At 60.5% G+C, this 19,561-nt stretch carries 17 protein-coding genes and 2 pseudogenes; 9 read left to right on the forward strand and 10 right to left on the reverse strand.

The genetic code is table 11. From position 1 onward, the window contains the following. Positions 1-6: 6 nt before the first annotated feature. Positions 7-1,404 (reverse strand): threonine synthase, encoded by a 1,398-nt coding sequence (gene thrC / locus JZX89_RS24045; protein ID WP_207135549.1) that lies wholly within the window; start codon positions 1,402-1,404, stop codon positions 7-9. A gap of 264 nt (positions 1,405-1,668) precedes the next feature. Here thrC and JZX89_RS24050 point away from each other — a divergent pair, with 264 nt between their 5' ends. Next, the gene (locus JZX89_RS24050) at positions 1,669-2,208 is read left to right on the forward strand and encodes a PilZ domain-containing protein (RefSeq protein ID WP_153514139.1); all 540 of its coding nucleotides are present in this window, start codon (positions 1,669-1,671) and stop codon (positions 2,206-2,208) included. 71 nt (positions 2,209-2,279) lie between these two features. Here JZX89_RS24050 and JZX89_RS24055 read toward each other — a convergent pair whose 3' ends face one another. The 3 genes and pseudogenes from JZX89_RS24055 to JZX89_RS24065 form a co-directional block, all read right to left on the reverse strand. After that, positions 2,280-2,594 carry a BrnA antitoxin family protein gene (locus JZX89_RS24055; protein WP_194287589.1) on the reverse strand — a complete coding sequence of 105 codons (315 nt, stop codon included), beginning with the start codon at positions 2,592-2,594 and terminating at the stop codon, positions 2,280-2,282. 12 nt (positions 2,595-2,606) lie between these two features. Beyond that, positions 2,607-2,768 (reverse strand): annotated as a pseudogene (locus JZX89_RS28680) (BrnT family toxin); the annotation flags it as partial. Between the two features lie 71 nt (positions 2,769-2,839). Continuing rightward, positions 2,840-3,529, reverse strand: coding sequence for an HAD family hydrolase (locus JZX89_RS24065; RefSeq protein ID WP_207135550.1), 690 nt, complete (start codon positions 3,527-3,529; stop codon positions 2,840-2,842). A 221-nt stretch (positions 3,530-3,750) separates the two neighbouring features. Between JZX89_RS24065 and JZX89_RS24070 the strand changes: the two genes are divergently transcribed. Together JZX89_RS24070 and JZX89_RS24075 are read left to right on the forward strand one after the other, a co-directional pair. After that, a complete protein-coding gene (locus JZX89_RS24070; RefSeq protein ID WP_207135551.1) occupies positions 3,751-4,431 on the forward strand; it encodes a GntR family transcriptional regulator in 681 nt (226 codons plus the stop codon). Positions 4,432-4,477: 46 nt separating this feature from the next. Next, on the forward strand, positions 4,478-4,939 hold the full coding sequence (locus JZX89_RS24075; RefSeq protein ID WP_207135624.1) for a DUF1284 domain-containing protein: 462 nt from the start codon (positions 4,478-4,480) through the stop codon (positions 4,937-4,939). On the opposite strand, the gene JZX89_RS24080 is transcribed toward JZX89_RS24075, so the two are convergent. Further along, positions 4,899-5,999 (reverse strand): hypothetical protein, encoded by a 1,101-nt coding sequence (locus tag JZX89_RS24080; RefSeq protein WP_207135552.1) that lies wholly within the window; start codon positions 5,997-5,999, stop codon positions 4,899-4,901. The two genes, JZX89_RS24075 and JZX89_RS24080, sit on opposite strands and share 41 nt — an antisense overlap. 234 nt (positions 6,000-6,233) lie before the next feature. Between JZX89_RS24080 and JZX89_RS24085 the strand changes: the two genes are divergently transcribed. The 3 genes from JZX89_RS24085 (at position 6,234) to JZX89_RS24095 (ending at position 10,176) form a co-directional block, all read left to right on the forward strand. Further along, positions 6,234-7,379, forward strand: a complete 1,146-nt coding sequence (locus JZX89_RS24085; protein ID WP_153513313.1) for a site-specific DNA-methyltransferase — start codon at positions 6,234-6,236, stop codon at positions 7,377-7,379. A 557-nt stretch (positions 7,380-7,936) separates the two neighbouring features. Continuing rightward, the gene (locus JZX89_RS24090) at positions 7,937-8,413 is read left to right on the forward strand and encodes a hypothetical protein (protein WP_207135553.1); all 477 of its coding nucleotides are present in this window, start codon (positions 7,937-7,939) and stop codon (positions 8,411-8,413) included. 248 nt (positions 8,414-8,661) lie between these two features. Continuing rightward, positions 8,662-10,176 carry a DegQ family serine endoprotease gene (locus JZX89_RS24095; protein WP_207135554.1) on the forward strand — a complete coding sequence of 505 codons (1,515 nt, stop codon included), beginning with the start codon at positions 8,662-8,664 and terminating at the stop codon, positions 10,174-10,176. Positions 10,177-10,242: 66 nt separating this feature from the next. Here the strand turns inward: JZX89_RS24095 and JZX89_RS24100 are convergent. The 4 genes and pseudogenes from JZX89_RS24100 to mutY all read right to left on the reverse strand — a co-directional run. Beyond that, a pseudogene (locus JZX89_RS24100) lies at positions 10,243-10,338 on the reverse strand (HAD family phosphatase); the annotation flags it as partial. 50 nt (positions 10,339-10,388) lie between these two features. After that, a complete protein-coding gene (locus tag JZX89_RS24105) occupies positions 10,389-11,144 on the reverse strand; it encodes an alpha/beta hydrolase family protein (protein ID WP_207135555.1) in 756 nt (251 codons plus the stop codon). A gap of 68 nt (positions 11,145-11,212) precedes the next feature. Next, positions 11,213-11,824 (reverse strand): HAD family hydrolase, encoded by a 612-nt coding sequence (locus JZX89_RS24110; protein WP_207135556.1) that lies wholly within the window; start codon positions 11,822-11,824, stop codon positions 11,213-11,215. Next, positions 11,821-12,924: an A/G-specific adenine glycosylase gene (mutY, locus tag JZX89_RS24115; RefSeq protein WP_207135557.1), complete on the reverse strand. Its 1,104-nt coding sequence runs from the start codon at positions 12,922-12,924 to the stop codon at positions 11,821-11,823. The genes JZX89_RS24110 and mutY overlap by 4 nt, the downstream gene beginning before the upstream one ends. 97 nt (positions 12,925-13,021) lie before the next feature. Between mutY and JZX89_RS24120 the strand changes: the two genes are divergently transcribed. The 3 genes from JZX89_RS24120 to JZX89_RS24130 all read left to right on the forward strand — a co-directional run bounded on the left by JZX89_RS24120 (position 13,022) and on the right by JZX89_RS24130 (position 17,912). Next, complete coding sequence (locus JZX89_RS24120; RefSeq protein WP_207135558.1) at positions 13,022-13,549, forward strand: DUF721 domain-containing protein; 528 nt, start codon at positions 13,022-13,024, stop codon at positions 13,547-13,549. 130 nt (positions 13,550-13,679) lie between these two features. Further along, positions 13,680-14,360 carry a DsbA family protein gene (locus JZX89_RS24125; RefSeq protein ID WP_207135559.1) on the forward strand — a complete coding sequence of 227 codons (681 nt, stop codon included), beginning with the start codon at positions 13,680-13,682 and terminating at the stop codon, positions 14,358-14,360. A gap of 84 nt (positions 14,361-14,444) precedes the next feature. After that, a complete protein-coding gene (locus tag JZX89_RS24130) occupies positions 14,445-17,912 on the forward strand; it encodes a chromosome segregation SMC family protein (protein WP_207135560.1) in 3,468 nt (1,155 codons plus the stop codon). Positions 17,913-18,377: 465 nt separating this feature from the next. Here JZX89_RS24130 and JZX89_RS24135 read toward each other — a convergent pair whose 3' ends face one another. Then, positions 18,378-19,355, reverse strand: a complete 978-nt coding sequence (locus JZX89_RS24135; RefSeq protein ID WP_207135561.1) for a VOC family protein — start codon at positions 19,353-19,355, stop codon at positions 18,378-18,380. Positions 19,356-19,561 lie beyond the last annotated feature (206 nt).

Raw genomic sequence — 19,561 nt, forward strand, 5'->3', positions numbered from 1 at the left:
GCGTCTCTATTTGCCGGCGCGTGCATGTTGGCCGATGAAGGTTTCCACGGCTTTCAGCTCTGCGTCCAGAATGTCGAAACGCTCCTCCCGGTTCATAATGTCAGCTAGCCATACTGGAAGCGCAGGCTCGATTGCGCAAGCGGATTTTACAGCGGCCGGGAATTTAGCCGGGTGGGCGGTAGACAGAACTACCATCGGGCTTGCGGCCTTTTCGTGCTTTTCCGCCAAGAAAACGCCGGTCGCCGTATGCGGGTCGATGAGATAGCCGGTTTTCTCAAGTGTCTCGCGAATGGTCGCCGCCACCTGCTTTTCGGTGGCGCGGCCGGCGCGGAAGTCCTTCTTGATGAATTTCAGGGCCGCCGGCGGAATTTCAAACGCACCGGACTGCTTCAGGCCGTCCATCGATGCCTTCACCGCAGCGGAATCACGGCCATAGGCCTCAAACAGCAGACGTTCGAAGTTGGACGAGATCTGGATGTCCATCGAGGGCGAGGTGGTGGGCTGCACACCGCGCATCTCGTAACGGCCTGTTTTCAGCGTGCGCGCCAGAATGTCGTTGTCATTGGTGGCGATGACGAGCTTGTCGATCGGCAGGCCCATCTTCTTGGCGACGTAACCGGCGAAGATATCGCCGAAATTGCCGGTCGGAACGGTGAAGGAAACCTTCCGGTCCGGCCCACCGAGCGACAGCGACGCGGTGAAATAATAAACCACCTGCGCCATGATGCGCGCCCAGTTGATGGAGTTGACGCCGGAAAGCTTCACGCCGTCGCGGAACTTCACGTCGTTGAACATGTCTTTGACCAGCGTCTGGCAATCGTCGAAATTACCGTTGATCGCCAGCGCATGCACGTTGGAAGCGGTGGACGTCGTCATCTGGCGCTGCTGCACCGGCGAGACCTTGCCGTTCGGGAAAAGGATGAAAATGTCGGTGCGCTCACGGCCGGCAAAGGCGTCGATCGCCGCGCCGCCGGTATCGCCGGAGGTTGCGCCGACAATGGTGGCACGCTCGCCGCGTTCAGTCAGCGTGTAATCCATCAACCGGGCGAGAAGCTGCATCGCCACGTCCTTGAAGGCGAGCGTGGTGCCGTGGAAAAGCTCCAGCACGAAGGTGTTCGGGCCGGTCTGCGTCAGCGGCACGACGGCCGGGTGGCGGAACGTCGAATAGGCATCGTCGATCATCGCCTTGAACTTGTCTGCCGGAATTTCGCCGCCGGTGAAACGGTAGAGAACCTCGAAGGCGACGTCCTGATAGGACTTGCCGCGCAGGTTGCGGATTTCCTTTTTCGACATGGAGGGCCATTCGCGCGGCACGTAAAGCCCGCCGTCACGGCCAAGGCCCGCCAGAAGCGCGTCGCAGAAACCAAGCGAAGGGGCCGCACCCCGGGTCGATACATATTTCACGAGATAGTCCCTTGTCCTTACCGTTCTTACCGGCGTCTTTATCGGCAGCGTCTCACGGAAATGAGGCGATTGGCGAGGTCATGAACGGCTTTTTTGAAAATTCAAGCAAAACCGAACATGCCAATCGATTTTTTCCGGCGTCGCTGCTATAGACCATCGCCAACCTGCGTGAAAGGTCAATAAACAGCGTCTCCGGTTCGGTTCCGGGACAATGGAGAGGGAATTAGAAGAGTGTCAGGGAATTTCTTGCGTTTGTCCGCCGCGATGTCGCTTCTCGCCGTCGTTGCAGGGTGCAATTCCTCCAATCCAGCGGACTCGCTTGCCATCAACCCTCCGGCGGCGCAGGCCAATGCCGTTGCCCCGGTGGTGCAGGCCAATTGCCCGACGGTTACAGTTCTCGACGCCAGCGCCGTCCACCGCGTTTATGCCGGCGGCGCCAAGGACGATCCGCAGAAACTCGTCTATCAGGTTTCGCTCTCCGACACGACGCGTTCGTGCAGCGCCAACGAATCGACGCTGACGGTCAACGTGCTGGCGCAGGGTCGCCTCGTTCCCGGCCCCATGGCCAAGCCCGGCCGCGTGACGGTTCCCATCCGCGTGACGGTGAAAGATGGTGACGGCGAAATCTACGGCGAAACGACCAATTTTGCCATCGATGTCCCGGCAGGTCAGGCCGGCACTCAGTTCATCTTCAACAATGACCACGTTGCCATTCCCAATGGCCCGGGCGGCGCGCCGAAGTCGGTCAGCGTCTATATCGGCTTCGGCGGCGAGAGCGCCAAGGCAAAGACCAAGCGCCGGTGATTTGACGGGCTAGATGAAAAAACCGGAGGCTGCTTCTGCAGGCTCCGGTTTTCTGTTGAGTGGCAACGAATTTAAATGCCTGCTGCCTTTCGTAAGGCCTCATTGATGCGGCTTTGCCATCCTTTGCCACTGTTACGAAAACGCTCCACCACGTCTTCATCGAGGCGCAGCGTCACCTGTTTCTTTGGTTTATCTACCGGCGGGCGGCCACGTGTCTTTCGGTATTCATTAATTGCTTCAAAAAAAGCGGGCGGCAAAACGTCCCGGGCAGGACGCGTATTGGCGAGTTCCTCTTCCGTCATTTCCGGAAAATCGACCGCGTTCCAGTCCGCTTCGGTATAGCCGTGTCCGGGTTTGAATTCTTTCAGTTTTGCAGCTTTGGCCATGGCAACAGTCCCGTTCCGGAAATGTCCTATCGCTTTGAAGCGCGAACTTCCCGATTCGGCCAAGCTTTTCTCGATGATGGCGTTCTCCCAGTCAAAGCCATCGATATCTGCAAAGTCGAAGCCGTGCTTCTCGATATTGGCGAGCCTCTTGGGCTCGTCCCATATGATTTTCATGAATTAATGTAGCTACATTTATTGAAAGATCAATGTAGCCATTCAGATCATGAAAGAATCGATTTCACAACTCAAAAAGCGCCTTCCCACTCGGCCATCGCCGCAATCACGGCGGGCAGGTCCTGCATGCGCGAAATCACCGTTTCCGCGCCCGCATCGGTCAGCCGGTCGGCATGGCTCGGATAGGTGTGGGATGCGCCGGTAAAGCCGATGACGCGCATGCCGGCGGCTTTCGCACCGTGGATGCCGTGGACGGAATCCTCGATGACGACGACGCGGTCGGGGGAGACGCCGAACTGGGCCGCGCCATGCAGGAAGATGTCCGGCTTCGGCTTCACACGATCAGCGCCGAGGTCCTTGGCGGAATAGATATGCGGCGCGAAATAGGGCTTCAGGCCCACTTTCGTCAGCATCATGTCGAGGCGGGCGCTGGAGGAATTCGAGCAGATGCAGCGCGGCGTGGTCAGGCGCGACAGCGCGAACTTGACGCCCTCAATGACCTTCACATCGCGTTCCAGCCGCGCATCGAGCAGCTTTTCCGACTTGTCGAGCAGGGAGGCGGATAGCGGAATACTGGCTTCCTTTTCCACCTGCAAAAGGATGTTTTTCCAGGTCATGCCGGCAAAGCGCTCGCCCATTTCCTCGACGGAGATCGGATAACCGGCCTCGGTCAAAAGGCGGGATTCCACCTGTGCTGCAATGATTTCGGAATCGACCAGAACGCCGTCACAGTCGAAAATAATGAGGTCGAAGCCGCTCATGGGCGCTCCCTTGATCGAATTTGCCTGGAAAAGTGATGCCGGGCTTTTAGACCATGTCCGCGCCAAGCTCAACCGGCTCACCCGCAAGGGTCGGTCCCATCAGGCTCATAGCTTGATCCGGCTTCAGCAAGTGCCTGTACGGCTTTAAATATTCGCTGTTGCTTATTTCCGGCGTGCAAAAACCGCTACACAGTCTCGCGCCATATGAGTTATGGGATATTATGCCCAAGCCAGTGAAAACCACACCTGAAGACACCATTGCCGCACGCATCAGCCGCACGCTCGCCGAGCGCATCGTTCGCGGTGAACTGTCGCCGGGCGAACGCCTGCGGCAGGATCATATCGCCGCCGAATTCGGCGCGTCGCATGTGCCGGTGCGCGAAGCGTTCCGCAGGCTGGAAGCGCAGGGTCTGGCCGCCAGCATTCCGCGCCGGGGTGTCAGGGTCGCGGATTTCGGCCTTGACGACGTGCGCGAGGTGGCGGAAATGCGCGCAGCCCTTGAGGTTCTGGCGCTGCGCCACGCCATTCCCAACATGACTTCAGCCATTCTCGATCAGGCCGAGGCCGCAACGCTGGAAGGCGACAGCGCCGTCGATGTGCAGCACTGGGAAGAGGCCAACCGCCGCTTCCACCGTCTCATCACCGCGCCATGCAACATGCCGCGCCTGATGGAGGCGATAGACGGCCTGCACGCCGCAAGCGCCCGCTTCCTCTTTTCCGCCTGGCGGGCCGGCTGGGAGCGCCGCACCGATACCGACCACCGCGCAATCATCGACGCGCTGCGCGGTGGCAGGGCGGAGGAGGCGGTGCGCATTCTCGACGGACATGTGCAATGGATCGGCCGCAAGGCGATCCGCACCTCCTCCGGCTCGGTGCGCGACGCCTTCGCGATTGTCGGATAGGCGGCGGCGCGTGACTGTCCGGCTCCGCCCCCACCACCTTCTCTGTATGCTGACCTATGTGGGCAAGGGCTACACCTCCGGCTTCGTCGAAAATTACGACCGTGTCGCCGCTCGCCTGAATGCGGGCGAAGAGGATATCGAACTGGTGGACGGTCCCGATGATATCTGCGTCGGCCTGTTGTGCGAAAGCCATGCCCACTGTTTCAACGAGGGTGTGGTGCAGCGGGACGAGGCGGCCCGGCTTTCGGTTTCGACGCTTCTGGGCGAGACGCTCGCCCCCGGAAAACGGCTGCGGGCGACACCGGACTTTCTGGCGAAAATGCGTCTCGCTTTCGCCGCCGGAGATATACGGCAGGCCTGTCGCGGTTGCCAGTGGATCAGATTGTGCGACCGCATCGCGGCGTCAGGGTTCGGCGGCGTAAAAATCGGCAAGCCGCCAGCGCGCCCGGCCGGGAAGCGGCTTGCACCTACTCCGCCACATTCGTCTCGGTTCTCTCGGCGGCCTTGACCGTCGCCTTGATTTCCTTGGGGTCGCGGCCGGATTTCTTGTCGTAGCTCACCTTTACCGAATAGTCGCCGGGATGCAGGGTTTCCTGATGCTGTGTGCCGTAGCGGCCGGAAATTTCCTTCTGCGTGCCCTGAAGGTCTTTGGTCGTCTCGACGATATCGATCCGCTCCGCGCCCGGAGCCGTGATCGCCAGAACGCCCGCATCGAGGTTGATGGTGATCTCGGACCGCTTTCCGGCGGTCACGGTAAACGGTTGCTCCACCGTCACCTTGCCGAGACGGGCGCGCATCACGAAATCGCCGGCGGGCATTTCCATCATCTTACCGGTGCCGTAAGTCCCGTTGATGGTCTGGCGCGTGCCATCAAGCGTTTCCTTGGCCGACATCGCCTCAAAACGGATGTCGTCCGTTTCAACAGCTTTGCCTTCCTGCGCATAAACCGCCCTGGCGACCACCACGCCACTCGGGATCACAAGCTCGTGGCTGATCGTCTCGCCCGCCTTGATGGCAAGTGTTTCCTGCACCTTTGCCGGGCCGATGCTGCCGGTGAGGACAATCTCGCCCGCCGGCACGAACACCGCATTCTGGCCGTAGACGCTATCCCTAAAATCACCCTGGGTGATCTCTGTTTTCGCCTGGCTTTCCACATCGCCATCGGGGCTGCGTTTCGGCACGACAGTCAGTTCCGCCGCATCGAAATTAACCTTCGGTCTTGCAATGCTCCCGTCCTTCACCTCGAAGGCAATTTCGCGGGTGACATTGCCCAGCGCCGCCACGCCGACATATTTGCCGGTCGGCAGCTTCGCCTCGAAGGTGGCGTCATAGGAGCCGCCGGCATTCTCGTCGGTTCGCACTCCGGCTCGGTCCGCTTTGTAGAAATCCCAACGCACCTTGTTGCTGTTTCCAAGCGAAGGGCCGCCATCGAACAGTACCGCATCCGTCACCACGTTAAATTGCGCCGTCGGCGCCTGCGCCCGCAATGGCGACGGCAGCGCCGCAACGACAAGCGCAGCGCATACGATATGTGCGGAAAAAGAAGCCATTTTCATCATCGACCCCATTGCGGATCACCCCTTGCCATTGCCGTCTTCCTGCCGCGCAGAACAGCGCGACAGACTAACCCGTTGTGCACAACGTTTTCGTGCCGCTTCGGGTTCCCCGCCCGCCGCCGCAAATCCAACCTGTCCGCGTCAAAAGCTATTTATTTTGCGTTTTCCGTGACTTGTTCAGGCTTTGATAACCATCTTCGGTAACCATAAGCGTCAGTAGAGAGTAAGCGTATGGAGCGAGTACCAATGGCAGCAGTTTTTCCGCTGGCCGATTTTCGGCGTGCCGGTTTTGATCGTGCGGGCGAGAGTGACGCCTGGAAAGACAGCATCATCAAAGGTGATTGTGTCGCTGCCTTGGATGCCCTCCCGAGCCAGTCGGTGGATGCGATTTTCGCCGACCCGCCCTATAACCTCCAGCTTGGCGGCACGCTGCACCGGCCCGATCAGTCGCTGGTCGATGCCGTCGATGACGAATGGGACCAGTTCGCCTCCTTCGAGGCCTATGATGCGTTTACCCGCGCCTGGCTGCTCGCCTGCCGCCGCGTGCTGAAACCCAATGGCACCATCTGGGTCATCGGCTCCTATCACAATATCTTCCGCGTCGGCTCCATGCTCCAGAACCTCGATTTCTGGATCCTCAACGATATCGTCTGGCGCAAGACCAATCCCATGCCCAATTTCAAGGGCCGCCGTTTCCAGAACGCCCATGAGACGATGATCTGGGCCAGCCGCGATCCGAAAGCCAAGGGTTACACCTTCAATTACGATGCGCTGAAGGCCTCCAACGACGATGTGCAGATGCGCTCCGACTGGCTGTTCCCGATCTGCAGCGGCCATGAGCGGCTGAAGGGTGACGACGGCAAGAAGGTGCATCCCACCCAGAAGCCGGAAGCCCTGCTGGCACGCATCATCATGGCGTCGACCAAGCCGGGTGACATCGTGCTCGACCCGTTCTTCGGCTCCGGCACCACGGGTGCTGTCGCAAAACGTCTTGGCCGCCACTTCGTCGGCATCGAGCGCGAACAGGATTATATCGACGCGGCATCCGCCCGCATCGCCGCCGTCGAGCCGCTCGGCAAGGCGGAACTGACCGTCATGACGGGCAAGAAGGCTGAGCCGCGCGTTGCCTTCAACACGCTGGTGGAAAGCGGCCTCGTCCGCCCCGGCCAGGTGCTGACGGACGCCAAGCGCCGTTATAGCGCCATTATTCGTGCCGATGGTACTTTGGCATCCGGCGGGACCGCCGGCTCCATTCACCGCCTCGGCGCGAAGGTGCAGGGTCTCGACGCATGCAACGGATGGACATTCTGGCATTTCGAGGACGGCGATGACTTGAAGCCGATCGACGATTTGAGAACCATCATCCGCAGTGAAATGGCAAAGGCCGAATAGTCAAAAGCCTTGGAGGCTGGAGACGGACGATCCACCGCCCGCCCTTGTCAGAATACGTCTCCGTCCGGTTTAGTACCTTCAGTCCCGGATGGAGAACGACCAAAGCCCGGCACCTCAGTGTCGGGCTTTGGTATTTTCGAATATATTATTTTAGCCAGACAAGTTTCGCGCAAGAGACGGCCCATACTCTCTTGGTCAAAGCAGTGGTTGTGAAAATCCGGTTCGGACAGATCACGAAAACATTGCTGTCCCATGCCGCTTGCGGCAGGACTGGCGCAGGCCGGAGACCGCCATTTCCGCCTGCGCCAATTTTCTTTATGCGGTCCCGAAGGCTTTCATGAGCCGCTCCATAGCGGCTCGCCCGGCCAAGACGAGTTCCCTTGCCTTAACATTAGATGTCCTGCGCGTTACGGAAGATTAACGTGACGCTACACACGGCGGGGAGTACATATTCTCCCAGGCTGAGTGTCGCCGGCGACCGGAAACGATCGCGACGCGACGATGCGAGACAGCCGGATTCGCAAGGCGCAGACCTGCGATGAATAAGGAGGCGTGCCATGCGCTCGCTTTTCAAAACAGTCACAATTGCATCCTTCATTCTGGCGGCCGCCACCGGCGGTGCTTTCGCGGCCGGACATTCGCACGGCGAGCATTCCGGTTCCGGTGGAATGCACCACGAAGGTTTCCACGCTTCCGACCGGGGTGGGAGACATTTCTTCCGCCATAATGATGACGACCTGTTCATGAACGACATGTATACGGGCTATACCGGCCCCGCCGCTTACGGACAGAGGCCGCATCTGGTTCGCGTTCTCCATGAGCTTCGCGTCGCCGACCACAGGATCGACTTCGAACGCCAGCAGGGCAAGTTGACCGCAAGCGCATTCAACAGGCTCGAAAACGAAGCTTCCGCAATCCGCACCCAGGCATTGAAAACCGCCGACATGCATCGTGGCTATATTCCCATGAAGGCGTTTGCCACGCTTCAGGGCGAAGTCCGGCAACTTGACCGGAATATCGTTCGAATGAGCTGACCGGGGCTTTTCTGTCCTCGGCAGCATGAGGACAGACCAGGCTGCCACGAATAGGGCCGGAGAGCGGTGACAACGTTACGACCCGCCCTCCGGCCTTCAGGAATATCACCCCGTTCGGGGTTGCGCGGATTTCGAAAGAAACGATCGAAAACTCAAAAAACCATGTGCCCGGCCGGATGCATGGGGTGCGGGCAAGCCTGCTCCCCGATGGCTGAGGCCGTGAGCATGTCCTTGAAAGGAGAAACGTCATGTCCGGCATTCTACGCAGATATCGCATTGCAGCTTTGCTCGGCGCAGCCTTTGTCGCCGCACCGCTTGTGACGCCTGTCTTTCTGCATAACACACCCGCTTTTGCCCAGGCCGGATTATCGGCTGTTCCCGGTCCGGTGACGTCGGGCGGTTCCTTCGCCGGGATAGTTACCGCCGACAAGCCGGCGGTGGTGACCGTCACCACCGAAATGAAAACGCAGGAACAGGCGACCGATGACACCACGCCGTTTGACCAGCAGTTTCGGCAGTTCTTCGGCGAGCAGGGCATTCCCCTGCCGCAACAGCAGCCGCAGCAGCGTCAACCCCAGATCGCGGAAGCGCTGGGTTCCGGCTTCATTATCTCGCCGGACGGCTATATCGTCACCAACAATCACGTCATCGACAATGCCACCTCCATCAAGGTGACGCTGGATGATGGCACGGAGCTTCCCGCCACGCTTGTCGGCGCCGATCCGAAATCGGATCTGGCCGTCCTCAAGATCACCGCTTCCAAGCCGCTGGCGGTGATTTCCTGGGGGGATTCCGACAGGCTGAAGGCCGGCGACCAGATATTGGCAATCGGCAATCCGTTCGGCATCGGCACCACGGTCACGGCCGGCATCGTCTCGGCCCGTGGGCGCGATCTACACAGCGGACCCTATGACGATTTTATCCAGATCGACGCGCCGATCAATCACGGCAATTCCGGCGGTCCGCTGGTCGATGTCGAAGGCAAGGTCGTCGGCATCAACACGGCGATCTATTCACCGAATGGCGGCAGCGTCGGTGTCGGTTTCGCCATTCCCTCCGATCAGGCGCAGAATGTCGTCGTCCGCCTCATGAAGGATGGGTCGATCCACCACGGCTTCATTGGCGTCCAGATACAGCCGGTGACGCCTGACGTGGCCAACGCCATCGGCCTTGCCACGCCGGAAGGTGCGCTGGTCGCCAAGGTGGAAGCGAGCACGCCCGCAGGCCGCGCCGGCATTAAGACCGGTGACGTGATTACCGCGCTCGGCGGCCAGGCGATCAAGTCCCCGCGCGACCTGTCGCGCATGGTCGCCGATCTGTCGCCGGGCCAGAAGGAACACGTTACAGTCTGGCGCCAGGGCGAGACGAAAGACTTGCTTCTCACCGTGGGTGGCAATGATGGCCAGAGCGCACAGGCATCCCCTGACAATGGCCAGCAAAAGGGCGACGCCTCATCGCAAGCCCTGCCGATGATCGGTATCGGACTGGCCGATATCACCCCGGCGATCCGTGAAGCCCTCAATCTCCCGCAGGATGAGAAGGGTACGATCGTCGAAAGCGTGACACCCTCCAAACCCGCCGCCGAGGCCGGCTTGCAGGCGGGAGATGTGATCGTTTCGGTCAATCAGACCGCGGTGAAATCGACTGCTGACGCCAAGGCGGCCATTGCGCAGGCCGGCAAGGCCGGTCGTAAATCCGTTCTGCTGCTCATCCAGCGCGGCGATTCGCAGACCTATGTCGCCGTGCCCTTCGCACAGGGCTGAACGCCGGTTTTCCGCTAAAATCTCAAGGAACGGGCAACTCCATAGGAGCTGCCCGTTTTGTCATCTTCAGGCATCTACCCCATAGGCCCGCAGATCCTGCCGCAGCTTTTCCGCGCCGGTGAAATGCACCGCCTGCCAGCCGGCTTGCTTTGCGCCGTCAACCATTGCGCCAGTTTTCTTTGCACAATCTTCGGTTCAATCCGGTTACAAGATCAGTGAAAAGTGGCGGCGGGGGCAAGTATCCTCGTCAGAAAACCGCGCAGTACTGGAGCGGTCAGCTCGCCTCCGATACGATGCCCACATTCAAAGGTGTGAAGGTCGACGGATAGTCCTGCTTCCGCAAGCGCATTCGCAAATCTCTCGGCTTGATCCACCGGTGCACGGTCGTCATGTTTACCATGCAAAAGAAGCGTTTCTGCGCGAATTTTGTGTGAATGAAACAGAGCAGAACGATCCAGGAAAGCTGTATTTGTAAGTCCAGCCTCTTTCTCAATGGCCAGCCGCAGACCCCGCGAACTGCTTTGGTAAGCTCGTTTGAGATCGTAAACGCCACTCGATAGAATGACAGCGCGCAGGCTGGGCATCCGGGTGGCAACCATCGCCGAAGCAACTGCACCGCGACTATTGCCGTAAAGAATGATCCGTTCGGGATCGATTGAAGCTTGCTTCTGGAGAAAACCCAAAGCGGCTATAATCGCCTGCTGCGTAGCTGGACCGCAAAAATCCGTGGGGCCTTCGGATGCGCCGAATCCGGGCTGCGAAACCGCCGCCGCCGTGACGTTTAGGCGGGAGGAGAATCGCAGCAGCATTCCGTTGTCGACAGCCTCTTTCGCCCCCAGAAGAAGCCCGCCCTGATTGCCATGCACAAACAGTATCGCTCCCTTCGGTGCGTCTGACGTTTGAGCTTGGAAAAGTTCGACGGCGGCGCCATCGCCTCGATCAATGATATGTTGCGTTGGAGCCGCCATTCCCATCCCCAAATTGAAACCGGTTCGCGAGGGAGCTTACGAAGATATGATGGCTGTGCCCATGTTTTTTAAACCTCCACCCCATAGGCCCGCAGGTCCTGCCGCAGCTTTTCCGCGCCGGTGAAATGCACCGCCTGCCAGCCGGCTTGCTTTGCGCCTTCCACATTCGCCAGAGTGTCGTCGATGAAGATGCTGGCAGCGGGATTGAGGCCGAATTCCTTGGCGTGCAGATCGTAGATCGCCACGTCAGGTTTCAGCAGCTTCACATCGCCCGAAACCGTCACGCCGCGCGGCAAAGTCAGGAAGGGAAACATCTTCTGCGCCTCACGAAACGTATCGGAGGCGAAATTGGTGAGCATCGTCACATCGTGGCCACTGTCGATCAGGCCAACCATGATCGCGACGCTGTCATCATAGGAATGCGAGACCATCTCGTGCCAGAATTTGCGGAAGGCGCGAATATGCTCTTCCCGTTCGGGAAACTGCTCCAGCAACAGCGCTTCGGCATCCTCCCAGCGGCGACCGCGATCCTGTTCGAGGTTCCAGTCATGGGTGCAGACATTGTCGAAGAACCATTGGCGCTCGTCGGCATCGGGAATGAGACGGCTGTAGGGGAGATGCGGATCGTAGTGGATCAGCACTTTGCCGATGTCGAATACGATATGCTCAATCTTGGTCATCGAAATTTCCTGCGTTCATCGAATGCGGATGGAATAGCCTGCGCAATGACTTTTTTCATCACCGTTGGCAGCGCCTGCGCGTCAAGATTTGTAACCGGCTCCCACCATCCGTCATCCGGCCCTGTTTTGAGGCTATCCGGCACCTGCACGCGATAGACGGTGAGCCGCAGCTCGAAATGGGTGAAAACATGCACGATCACGCCCGCCGCCTGCCATTCGGCGGCAAAGGGCGCGTGGTTCGTCTCCGTGCCGCCATCCACGCGGGCGGTCCATGCCGTTGTCGGCACCTCGGTCATGCCGCCGAGAAGCCCGCTGTCGATGCGCCGCCGCAGCAGGATTTCGCCGCTGGTATTCACCGCCACGAAGGCGCCGCCAAGCCGCACCGGCTTTGCCTTTTTCGCAGGCTTGACCGGAAAACGCTCCGGCTCGTCATCGGCAAGCGCCAGACATTCGCCGTTGAACGGACAGAGCGCGCAGGCCGGCCGCTTCGGCGTGCAGATCGTCGCGCCGAGATCCATCATCGCCTGGGCAAAATCGCCGGGCCGGTCGGCAGGGGTGAGCGCCGCCACCTTTGCCTTCATGGCGGGTTTGGAGCCGGGCAGGGGGGCATCGATGGCAAACAGGCGGGAGATGACGCGCTCGACATTGCCGTCCATGACAGCCGCCTGCCGGTTAAACGCGATTGCCGCCACGGCGGCGGAGGTGTAATCGCCGATGCCGGGCAGCTTTTTCAGGCCCTCTTCGGTATCCGGAAAGACGCCGCCATGCTCTTTCGCCACGGCTTCCGCGCATTTTTTAAGGTTGCGGGCGCGGGCATAATACCCAAGCCCCGCCCATGCGGCCATCACATCCTCAACCGGTGCCGCCGCCAGATCGCTGACGGTTGGCCAGGCGGCGAGAAACTTTAGAAAATAGGGTTTTACCGCCTGCACCGTCGTCTGCTGCAGCATGACTTCCGACAGCCAGACGTGATAGGGATCGGCACGTTGTCCCCGCGCGGCCATGGCCGGGGAGGTGCGCCACGGCAACTCGCGATGGTGGCGGTCGTACCATGCCAGCAGCATCTGCGCGTGAGACGGCGGGGCGGTTTTCTGGAGCATGGTTTGCCGTTTCCGTTGGATTCGGCCTATAGTTGGGACATCAGGACCGGCCGATCAAGAACACCCCGATGGTGCGGTCAAAAATCGCGAGTGAAACATGCGTTATCCCCAGAAGGGCGTCGGATACAAGAAGGGCGTGGTACAGATCGCCGAAGTCGCCAATGGCATCATGGATCCGGTGCTGTCGAAACGCGCCGGCATCAATACGGCGCTGCTCGGCTCATGGGACGAGATCGCCGGCGATGACTTTGCCGATTGCACCCGCCCGGAAAAGATCACCTGGCCGCGCCGCGACGAGGGGCCGGATCGCGGTGGCTATCAGCCGGGCGTGCTGACGATTGCCTGCGAAGGCGCGCGTGCGCTGTTCCTCACCCATGCGCAGGGCGAACTCATCGCCCGCATCAATGGTTTTTTTGGTTTTCCGGCGGTGCGCCAGATCAGGATCGTGCAGAAGCCGGTTTCCCAAACCATTACCCGCAAAAGAAAACCGCCGCCGCTGCGTGGCGATGCGGCAAAACGTCTCGATGACATGATGGAAGGCATCGAGAGCGAGGCGCTGCGCAAGGCGGTGGAAAGACTTGGCACGGCGGTTTTGCAGAGGAAGCCGGGGCGCAAGACTATTTGATGAAAGAGGTGCCGTCCTCGACTGGTCACAATTCTTTGACAGGAAGAGTTCAAAACCCCGCTTGTGATGAACAGGCCGTCGCTATATCGGAATCAACAGACAATAGAGTCTATTACCAACAGGTGCTTTCATGCATTTTCCCGAACTGACCATTTCCCGTCGCAGCCTGCTTGGCGGTGTTGCTCTTGCCGCCGTTGCTGCGGCCCTGCCGTTTGCCTTCACGCCCGGCATCGCCGAGGCGCAGGAATTGCCCCAGTCCACCGGTGACGTGGATATGGCTGCGGTGATGAAGCCCGGCCCGCTGCCGGAAGCAGCGCTCGGTGATGCCAACGCGCCCGTCAAGATAGTCGAATATATGTCGATGACCTGCCCGCACTGCGCCAATTTCCACAACAAGACCTTCGACGAGATCAAGAAGAAATACATCGATACCGGCAAGGTCTATTTCGTGCTGCGCGAATTCCCGTTCGATCCGCGTGCGGCTGCCGCCTTCATGCTGGCGCGCTGCGCACCGGAAGGCCAGTATTTCCCGTTCGTTTCCATGCTGTTCAAGCAGCAGCAGGGCTGGGCCACGGCGCAGGATGCCCGCGGCGCTCTGCTGCAATTGTCTAAAATGGCTGGTTTCTCACAGGAGTCTTTCGAGGCCTGCTTGACGAACCAGAAACTTCTGGATGATGTGAACGCAACCATGCAACGCGGTGCGACGGAATTCGGCATCAACTCCACGCCGACTTTCATCATCAACGGCAAGAAATACGCAGGAGACATGTCTGTTGAAACCATGTCGGCTGTCATCGACAAGCTGCTCTGATCGCCGAACCCCGAAAGAGACGGGCGGCGGATATCTCCGCTCGCCCGTTTTTTATTGCCGTGTGTTTAGGCGGAGCATGGCGGCATGAAGTTCAACAAGCTGCGCGTCGTCGGTTTTAAATCCTTCGTCGAACCATCGGAATTCATCATTGAGCCGGGCTTGACTGGCGTCGTCGGTCCCAACGGCTGCGGCAAGTCCAATCTGGTCGAAGCGCTGCGCTGGGTGATGGGCGAAAATTCCTACAAGAACATGCGCGCATCCGGCATGGATGACGTCATCTTCTCCGGTTCCGGCAATCGCCCGGCCCGCAACACCGCCGAAGTTGGTCTCTACCTCGACAATTCCGACCGCACCGCCCCCGCCGCCTTCAACGATGCCGATGAAATTCAGGTCACGCGCCGCATCGAGCGCGAAAACGGCTCGGTCTACCGCATCAACGGCAAGGAAGCCCGCGCCAAGGATGTGCAGCTGCTGTTTGCGGATGCCTCCACCGGCGCACGCTCGCCCTCGATGGTGGGGCAGGGGCGCATCGGCGAACTCATCAACGCCAAGCCGCAGGCCCGCCGCCAGCTGCTGGAAGAGGCCGCCGGCATTTCCGGCCTGCATTCCCGCCGCCATGAGGCGGAGCTTCGCCTGCGCGCCGCCGAGACCAATCTGGAGCGGCTGGAGGACGTGACCTCGCAGCTGGAAAGCCAGATTGAAAGCCTGAAACGGCAGGCGCGGCAGGCGAACCGTTTCAAGATGCTGTCGGCGGATATCCGTTCCCGCGAAGCGACGCTTCTGCACATTCGCTGGGTGGAGGCGAAGGAGGCGGAAGGCGAAGGGGAAAGCGCGCTCAATCAGGCCACCAACATCGTCGCCGAAAAGGCGCAAGCGCAGATGGAGGCGGCAAAACAGCAGGGCATCGCCAGCCTGAAGCTGCCGGAGCTGCGCGAGGACGAGGCCCGTGTCGCCGCCGCCCTGCAACGCCTGCAAATCGCCCGCACCCAGCTGGATGACGAGGCAAACCGCCTGCTGCGCCGTCGCGATGAGCTGGCCCGTCGTCTGTCGCAGCTTGGCGAGGATATCGTTCGCGAGGAACGGCTTGTCTCTGACAATGCCCAGATCCTTGCCCGGCTCGATGAAGAAGAGGCCGACCTTCTCGAAATCCTGTCGGATCAGGGCCGTCACGGTGAAGAACTGCGGGAGGCCTTCGAGGCTGCGGCCGTCAAACTCACCGAGAGCGAAGCCGTTTTCACCGCCATCACCGCCGAGCGCGCGCAAGCCGCCGCCTCCCGTCAGCAATTGGAAAAGACGATCCGCGATCTTTCTGATCGCAAGCTGCGGCTGGAACGCCAGTCGCAGGAAGCATCGTCCGAGATCGACGCCATCGATGAAAAACTCGCCGGCCTTCCCGATCCTTCGGAGCGCCGCGAAGCGGTCGAGGCAGCCGAGATTGCGGTTGAGGATGCGCTGATCGTGGCGGAGGAGGCGGAAGCCGCCGTCGCTGCGGCGCGTTCCGCCGAAGCACTGGCGCGCGGACCGCTGGAGACGGCGAGAAACCGGCTGAACGCGCTGGAAACCGAAGCGCGCACCATCACCAAAATCCTCGCTTCCAGTGCGGCTGCCAATGGCAGCTTCACACCGGTGGCTGAGGAGATGACGGTGGAGCGCGGGTTTGAAACGGCGCTGGGGGCGGCCCTTGGTGACGATCTCGAAAGCTCGCTCGACCCCGCCGCTGCCGCCTATTGGGCCGGCAATGGCGATGGGGCGGGCGATCCCGCCCTGCCGCAGGGTGTGAAACCACTTCTGGACTACGCGCAGGCACCGAATGCGCTGCGGCGCTCGCTCGTCCAGATCGGCGTTGCAGCCGATACGGCGGAGGCCCTGCGCCTGATGCCATCGCTGAAACCCGGCCAGCGGCTGGTGACGCGCGAGGGCGCGCTGTTTCGCTGGGACGGCCATATCGCCAGCGCCGATGCGCCGGGAGCCGCCGCCCTGCGTCTGGCACAGAAAAATCGTCTTGCGGAAATCGAGACCGAACTCGACGAAGCTCGTTATGGCCTCGAAGAGGCTGAAGAACAGCTAACCATCAAAACCGAAGACATCCGAAGCGCCGAAATGCGGCTTTCGGAGGTGCGCGACAGAAACCGCTTGGCGACACGCCAGCTTGCCGAAGCGCGCGAGGCGCTGACATCAGCCGAACGGGCCTCGGGCGATCTGCTGCGCCGCCGCGATATCGTTTCCGAGGCGCTCAACCAGATCGGCGCGCAGATCGACGAGATCGCCGTTCAGGAAGAAAATGCCCGCATCGAAGTCGAGGACGCTCCCGATCTCTCCGTCCTCGACCTGAAGCTGCGTGAAAGCCAGCTTGAAGTCGCTACCGATCGCGGTCTTTTGGCGGAAGCTCGCGCCCGTCATGAAGGTGTGAGCCGCGAGGCCGAAAGCCGCCAGCGCCGGCTGCAGGCGATTGCGCAGGAGCGCGCCACTTGGGGCTCGCGCGCGGCAAGTGCAGCCGATCATATAGCCACCCTGCGCGAACGCGAGGAAGAGGCGCGTGAGGAAATCGCCGAGCTGGACATAGCGCCGGAGGAATTCGACGAGAAACGCCGCAATCTTCTCAACGAGCTTCAAAAAACCGAAGACGCCCGCCGGGAAGCCGCCGACCGGCTGGCCGAGGCGGAAAACCTGCAACGCGCCGCCGACCGCACCGCCACCACGGCGCTTTCCGAACTGGCCGAAGCCCGCGAGAAGCGCGGCCGTGCCGAAGAGCGACTGGTGTCGGCCCGCGAAAAACGGCAGGAAACCGAACATCGCATCCGTGAGACGCTGAATACCGAGCCGCATATGGCGCTGCGCCTGACCGGCCTTGGCCCCGACCAGCCGAAGCCCGATATCCGCGATGTCGAGCGCGATCTCGACCGGCTGAAGATCGAGCGCGAGAGGCTTGGCGCGGTCAATCTGCGCGCCGAGGAGGAGCAGGCCGAGCTTTCCGCCAAGCTTGCGGCGCTGATCAAGGAACGCGACGACATCATCGACGCCGTGCGAAAACTGCGCGCCGGCATCCAGAGCCTCAACCGCGAAGGCCGCGAGCGGCTGATTGCCGCCTTCGATGTGGTCAATTCGCAGTTCCAGCGGCTGTTCACCCATCTTTTCGGCGGCGGCACGGCGGAATTGCAGCTGATAGAATCCGACGATCCGCTGGAGGCGGGGCTGGAAATTCTCGCCCGTCCTCCGGGCAAGAAACCGCAGACCATGACACTGCTTTCGGGTGGCGAGCAGGCTTTGACGGCCATGGCGCTGATTTTCGCGGTCTTCCTCACCAATCCAGCACCTATCTGCGTGCTTGATGAGGTGGACGCGCCGCTCGACGACCACAATGTCGAGCGCTACTGCAACCTGATGGACGAGATGGTGGCCTCGACGGAGACGCGTTTCGTCATCATCACCCACAATCCCATCACCATGGCGCGCATGAACCGCCTCTTCGGCGTCACCATGGCCGAACAGGGCGTGTCGCAACTGGTATCGGTCGATTTGCAGACCGCCGAACAGTTGCGCGAAGCTGTCTGAGGCGGCTTTTCCGGGGATCAGTCCCGACTTTTGCTCAATGTGAATTTATCTCGCCGTATCACCCATTCGGGTGAGCGACAATGCGCGGCATTTTGCTATGTTTTACGAAACAACCAAGGGCTCTCACCAGACCCCACCATCCGGTTTCCTGTACCGGATGGAATGCCTTGCGAGGCCGCTGCCGTGGCCTCGCAAGGCTTTCTTTTCATTGGCTTCATAGTTTGATGCGGCGATCTGGCTGGTAGTCGTTTCCGGGGAGCAAACCTCCTCCGTCATGCCGGCCTCGAGCCGGTATCCGGCCAGCCCAAGTCATTGGGCTGAAAGGAACCCTTCCTGTCGCGCAGACGCGTGCCGACTGGATTCCGGCTCAAGGCCGGAATGACGGAGGAGGGGTGCTACGAATTCTGGTAAACGCGTCACTTGCCGCAACTGTCAATCACGCAGTGTGCGTGTTTCTGTGCTCACTCAAGCCGGCACCAGCCGCAGTCGCGTGCCCCACGGATCAATCGCTTCCACCACATCGTTCTCCATCTCCACCAGCACATAAGCGGCGGCCCGCAGCCTGGTCTTCTGCGCTTCGAGATCGTCGGGATTTCGGACAGTGAGTGAAAACCAGTCGAGGCCGGTCTCTGTGGCGTTGCGTTCCTTCGCCCCCCGGCTGTTCCATGTATTCACCGCCAGATGATGGTGATAGCCGCCGGAGGAGAGGAACGATGCGTCCGAACGCGCATCCTGCGTCGGTTGCAGGCCGACTGCCTGTTCATAAAAGCCGCGGGCGGTGGCGATTTCGCCGACCCGCAGGTGAATATGGCCGATGCGCATTCCCGCCGGTGCGACCTCATAATGGTCGGTTTTGGTGTCGGTCAGCGCCACTAGATTATCGACATCAAGCGGTTCGGTGCCCATTTTCACCACCCGGCCGCTCCAGACCCATGCGTCCTGCGGGCGGTCGCTGTAAACCTCGATACCGTTGCCCTCGGGGTCGTTGAGATAGACCGCTTCGCTGACATTATGGTCGGCAAAACCCGAAAGCGGCACCTGCCGGAGCGCCGCGTGCACCAGCCAGCGGGCAAGATCCTTGCGGGAGGGCATCAGATAGGCGATGTGGAACAGGCCGGCGGAGGTGGGGCTTTCGTAGTCGGCCGCCGGTTTGTGCACGAGATCGAGCAGCGGCACGGTGCCGACGCCAAGCGTCACGCCTCTGGCCGTGCGTCCCACCTCGTTCATGCCAAGCACCGAACGGTAATAATCGATCATCGGATCAAGATCGCGCACGCGAAGTGCTGCCTGGCCGATATGCATGGGTGTCGTGAGGGCAAAGGGCAGGGCGGTTGCGGCATTTGCGGCGGGCGTGCCGCCCTCGGCCTTGAGCGCACCGGCCAGCGCCGTGGCGGCGCAAGAAATTCCGGCAAATTTCAACGTATGGCGGCGAGTAAATTGCATGAATAATCTCTTTGTCGGCGATGATAGTGGCTTAGGGAACACTCCGTTTCTGCGCACTACACGAATGCGTCAGTCATGCTGTTATTTTGTGTTTGCGGCAATTCTGGCGCGCAATTCGCCGCAATTATGCTGCACTGCGATGTAAACTGCACGTTGCGGCGTTCCCAACATGCTGGCAATGCTGTAGATGATAGAAAAATGACAAC

The organism is Agrobacterium burrii, assembly GCF_017313405.1.
GTDB lineage: Bacteria > Pseudomonadota > Alphaproteobacteria > Rhizobiales > Rhizobiaceae > Agrobacterium > Agrobacterium burrii.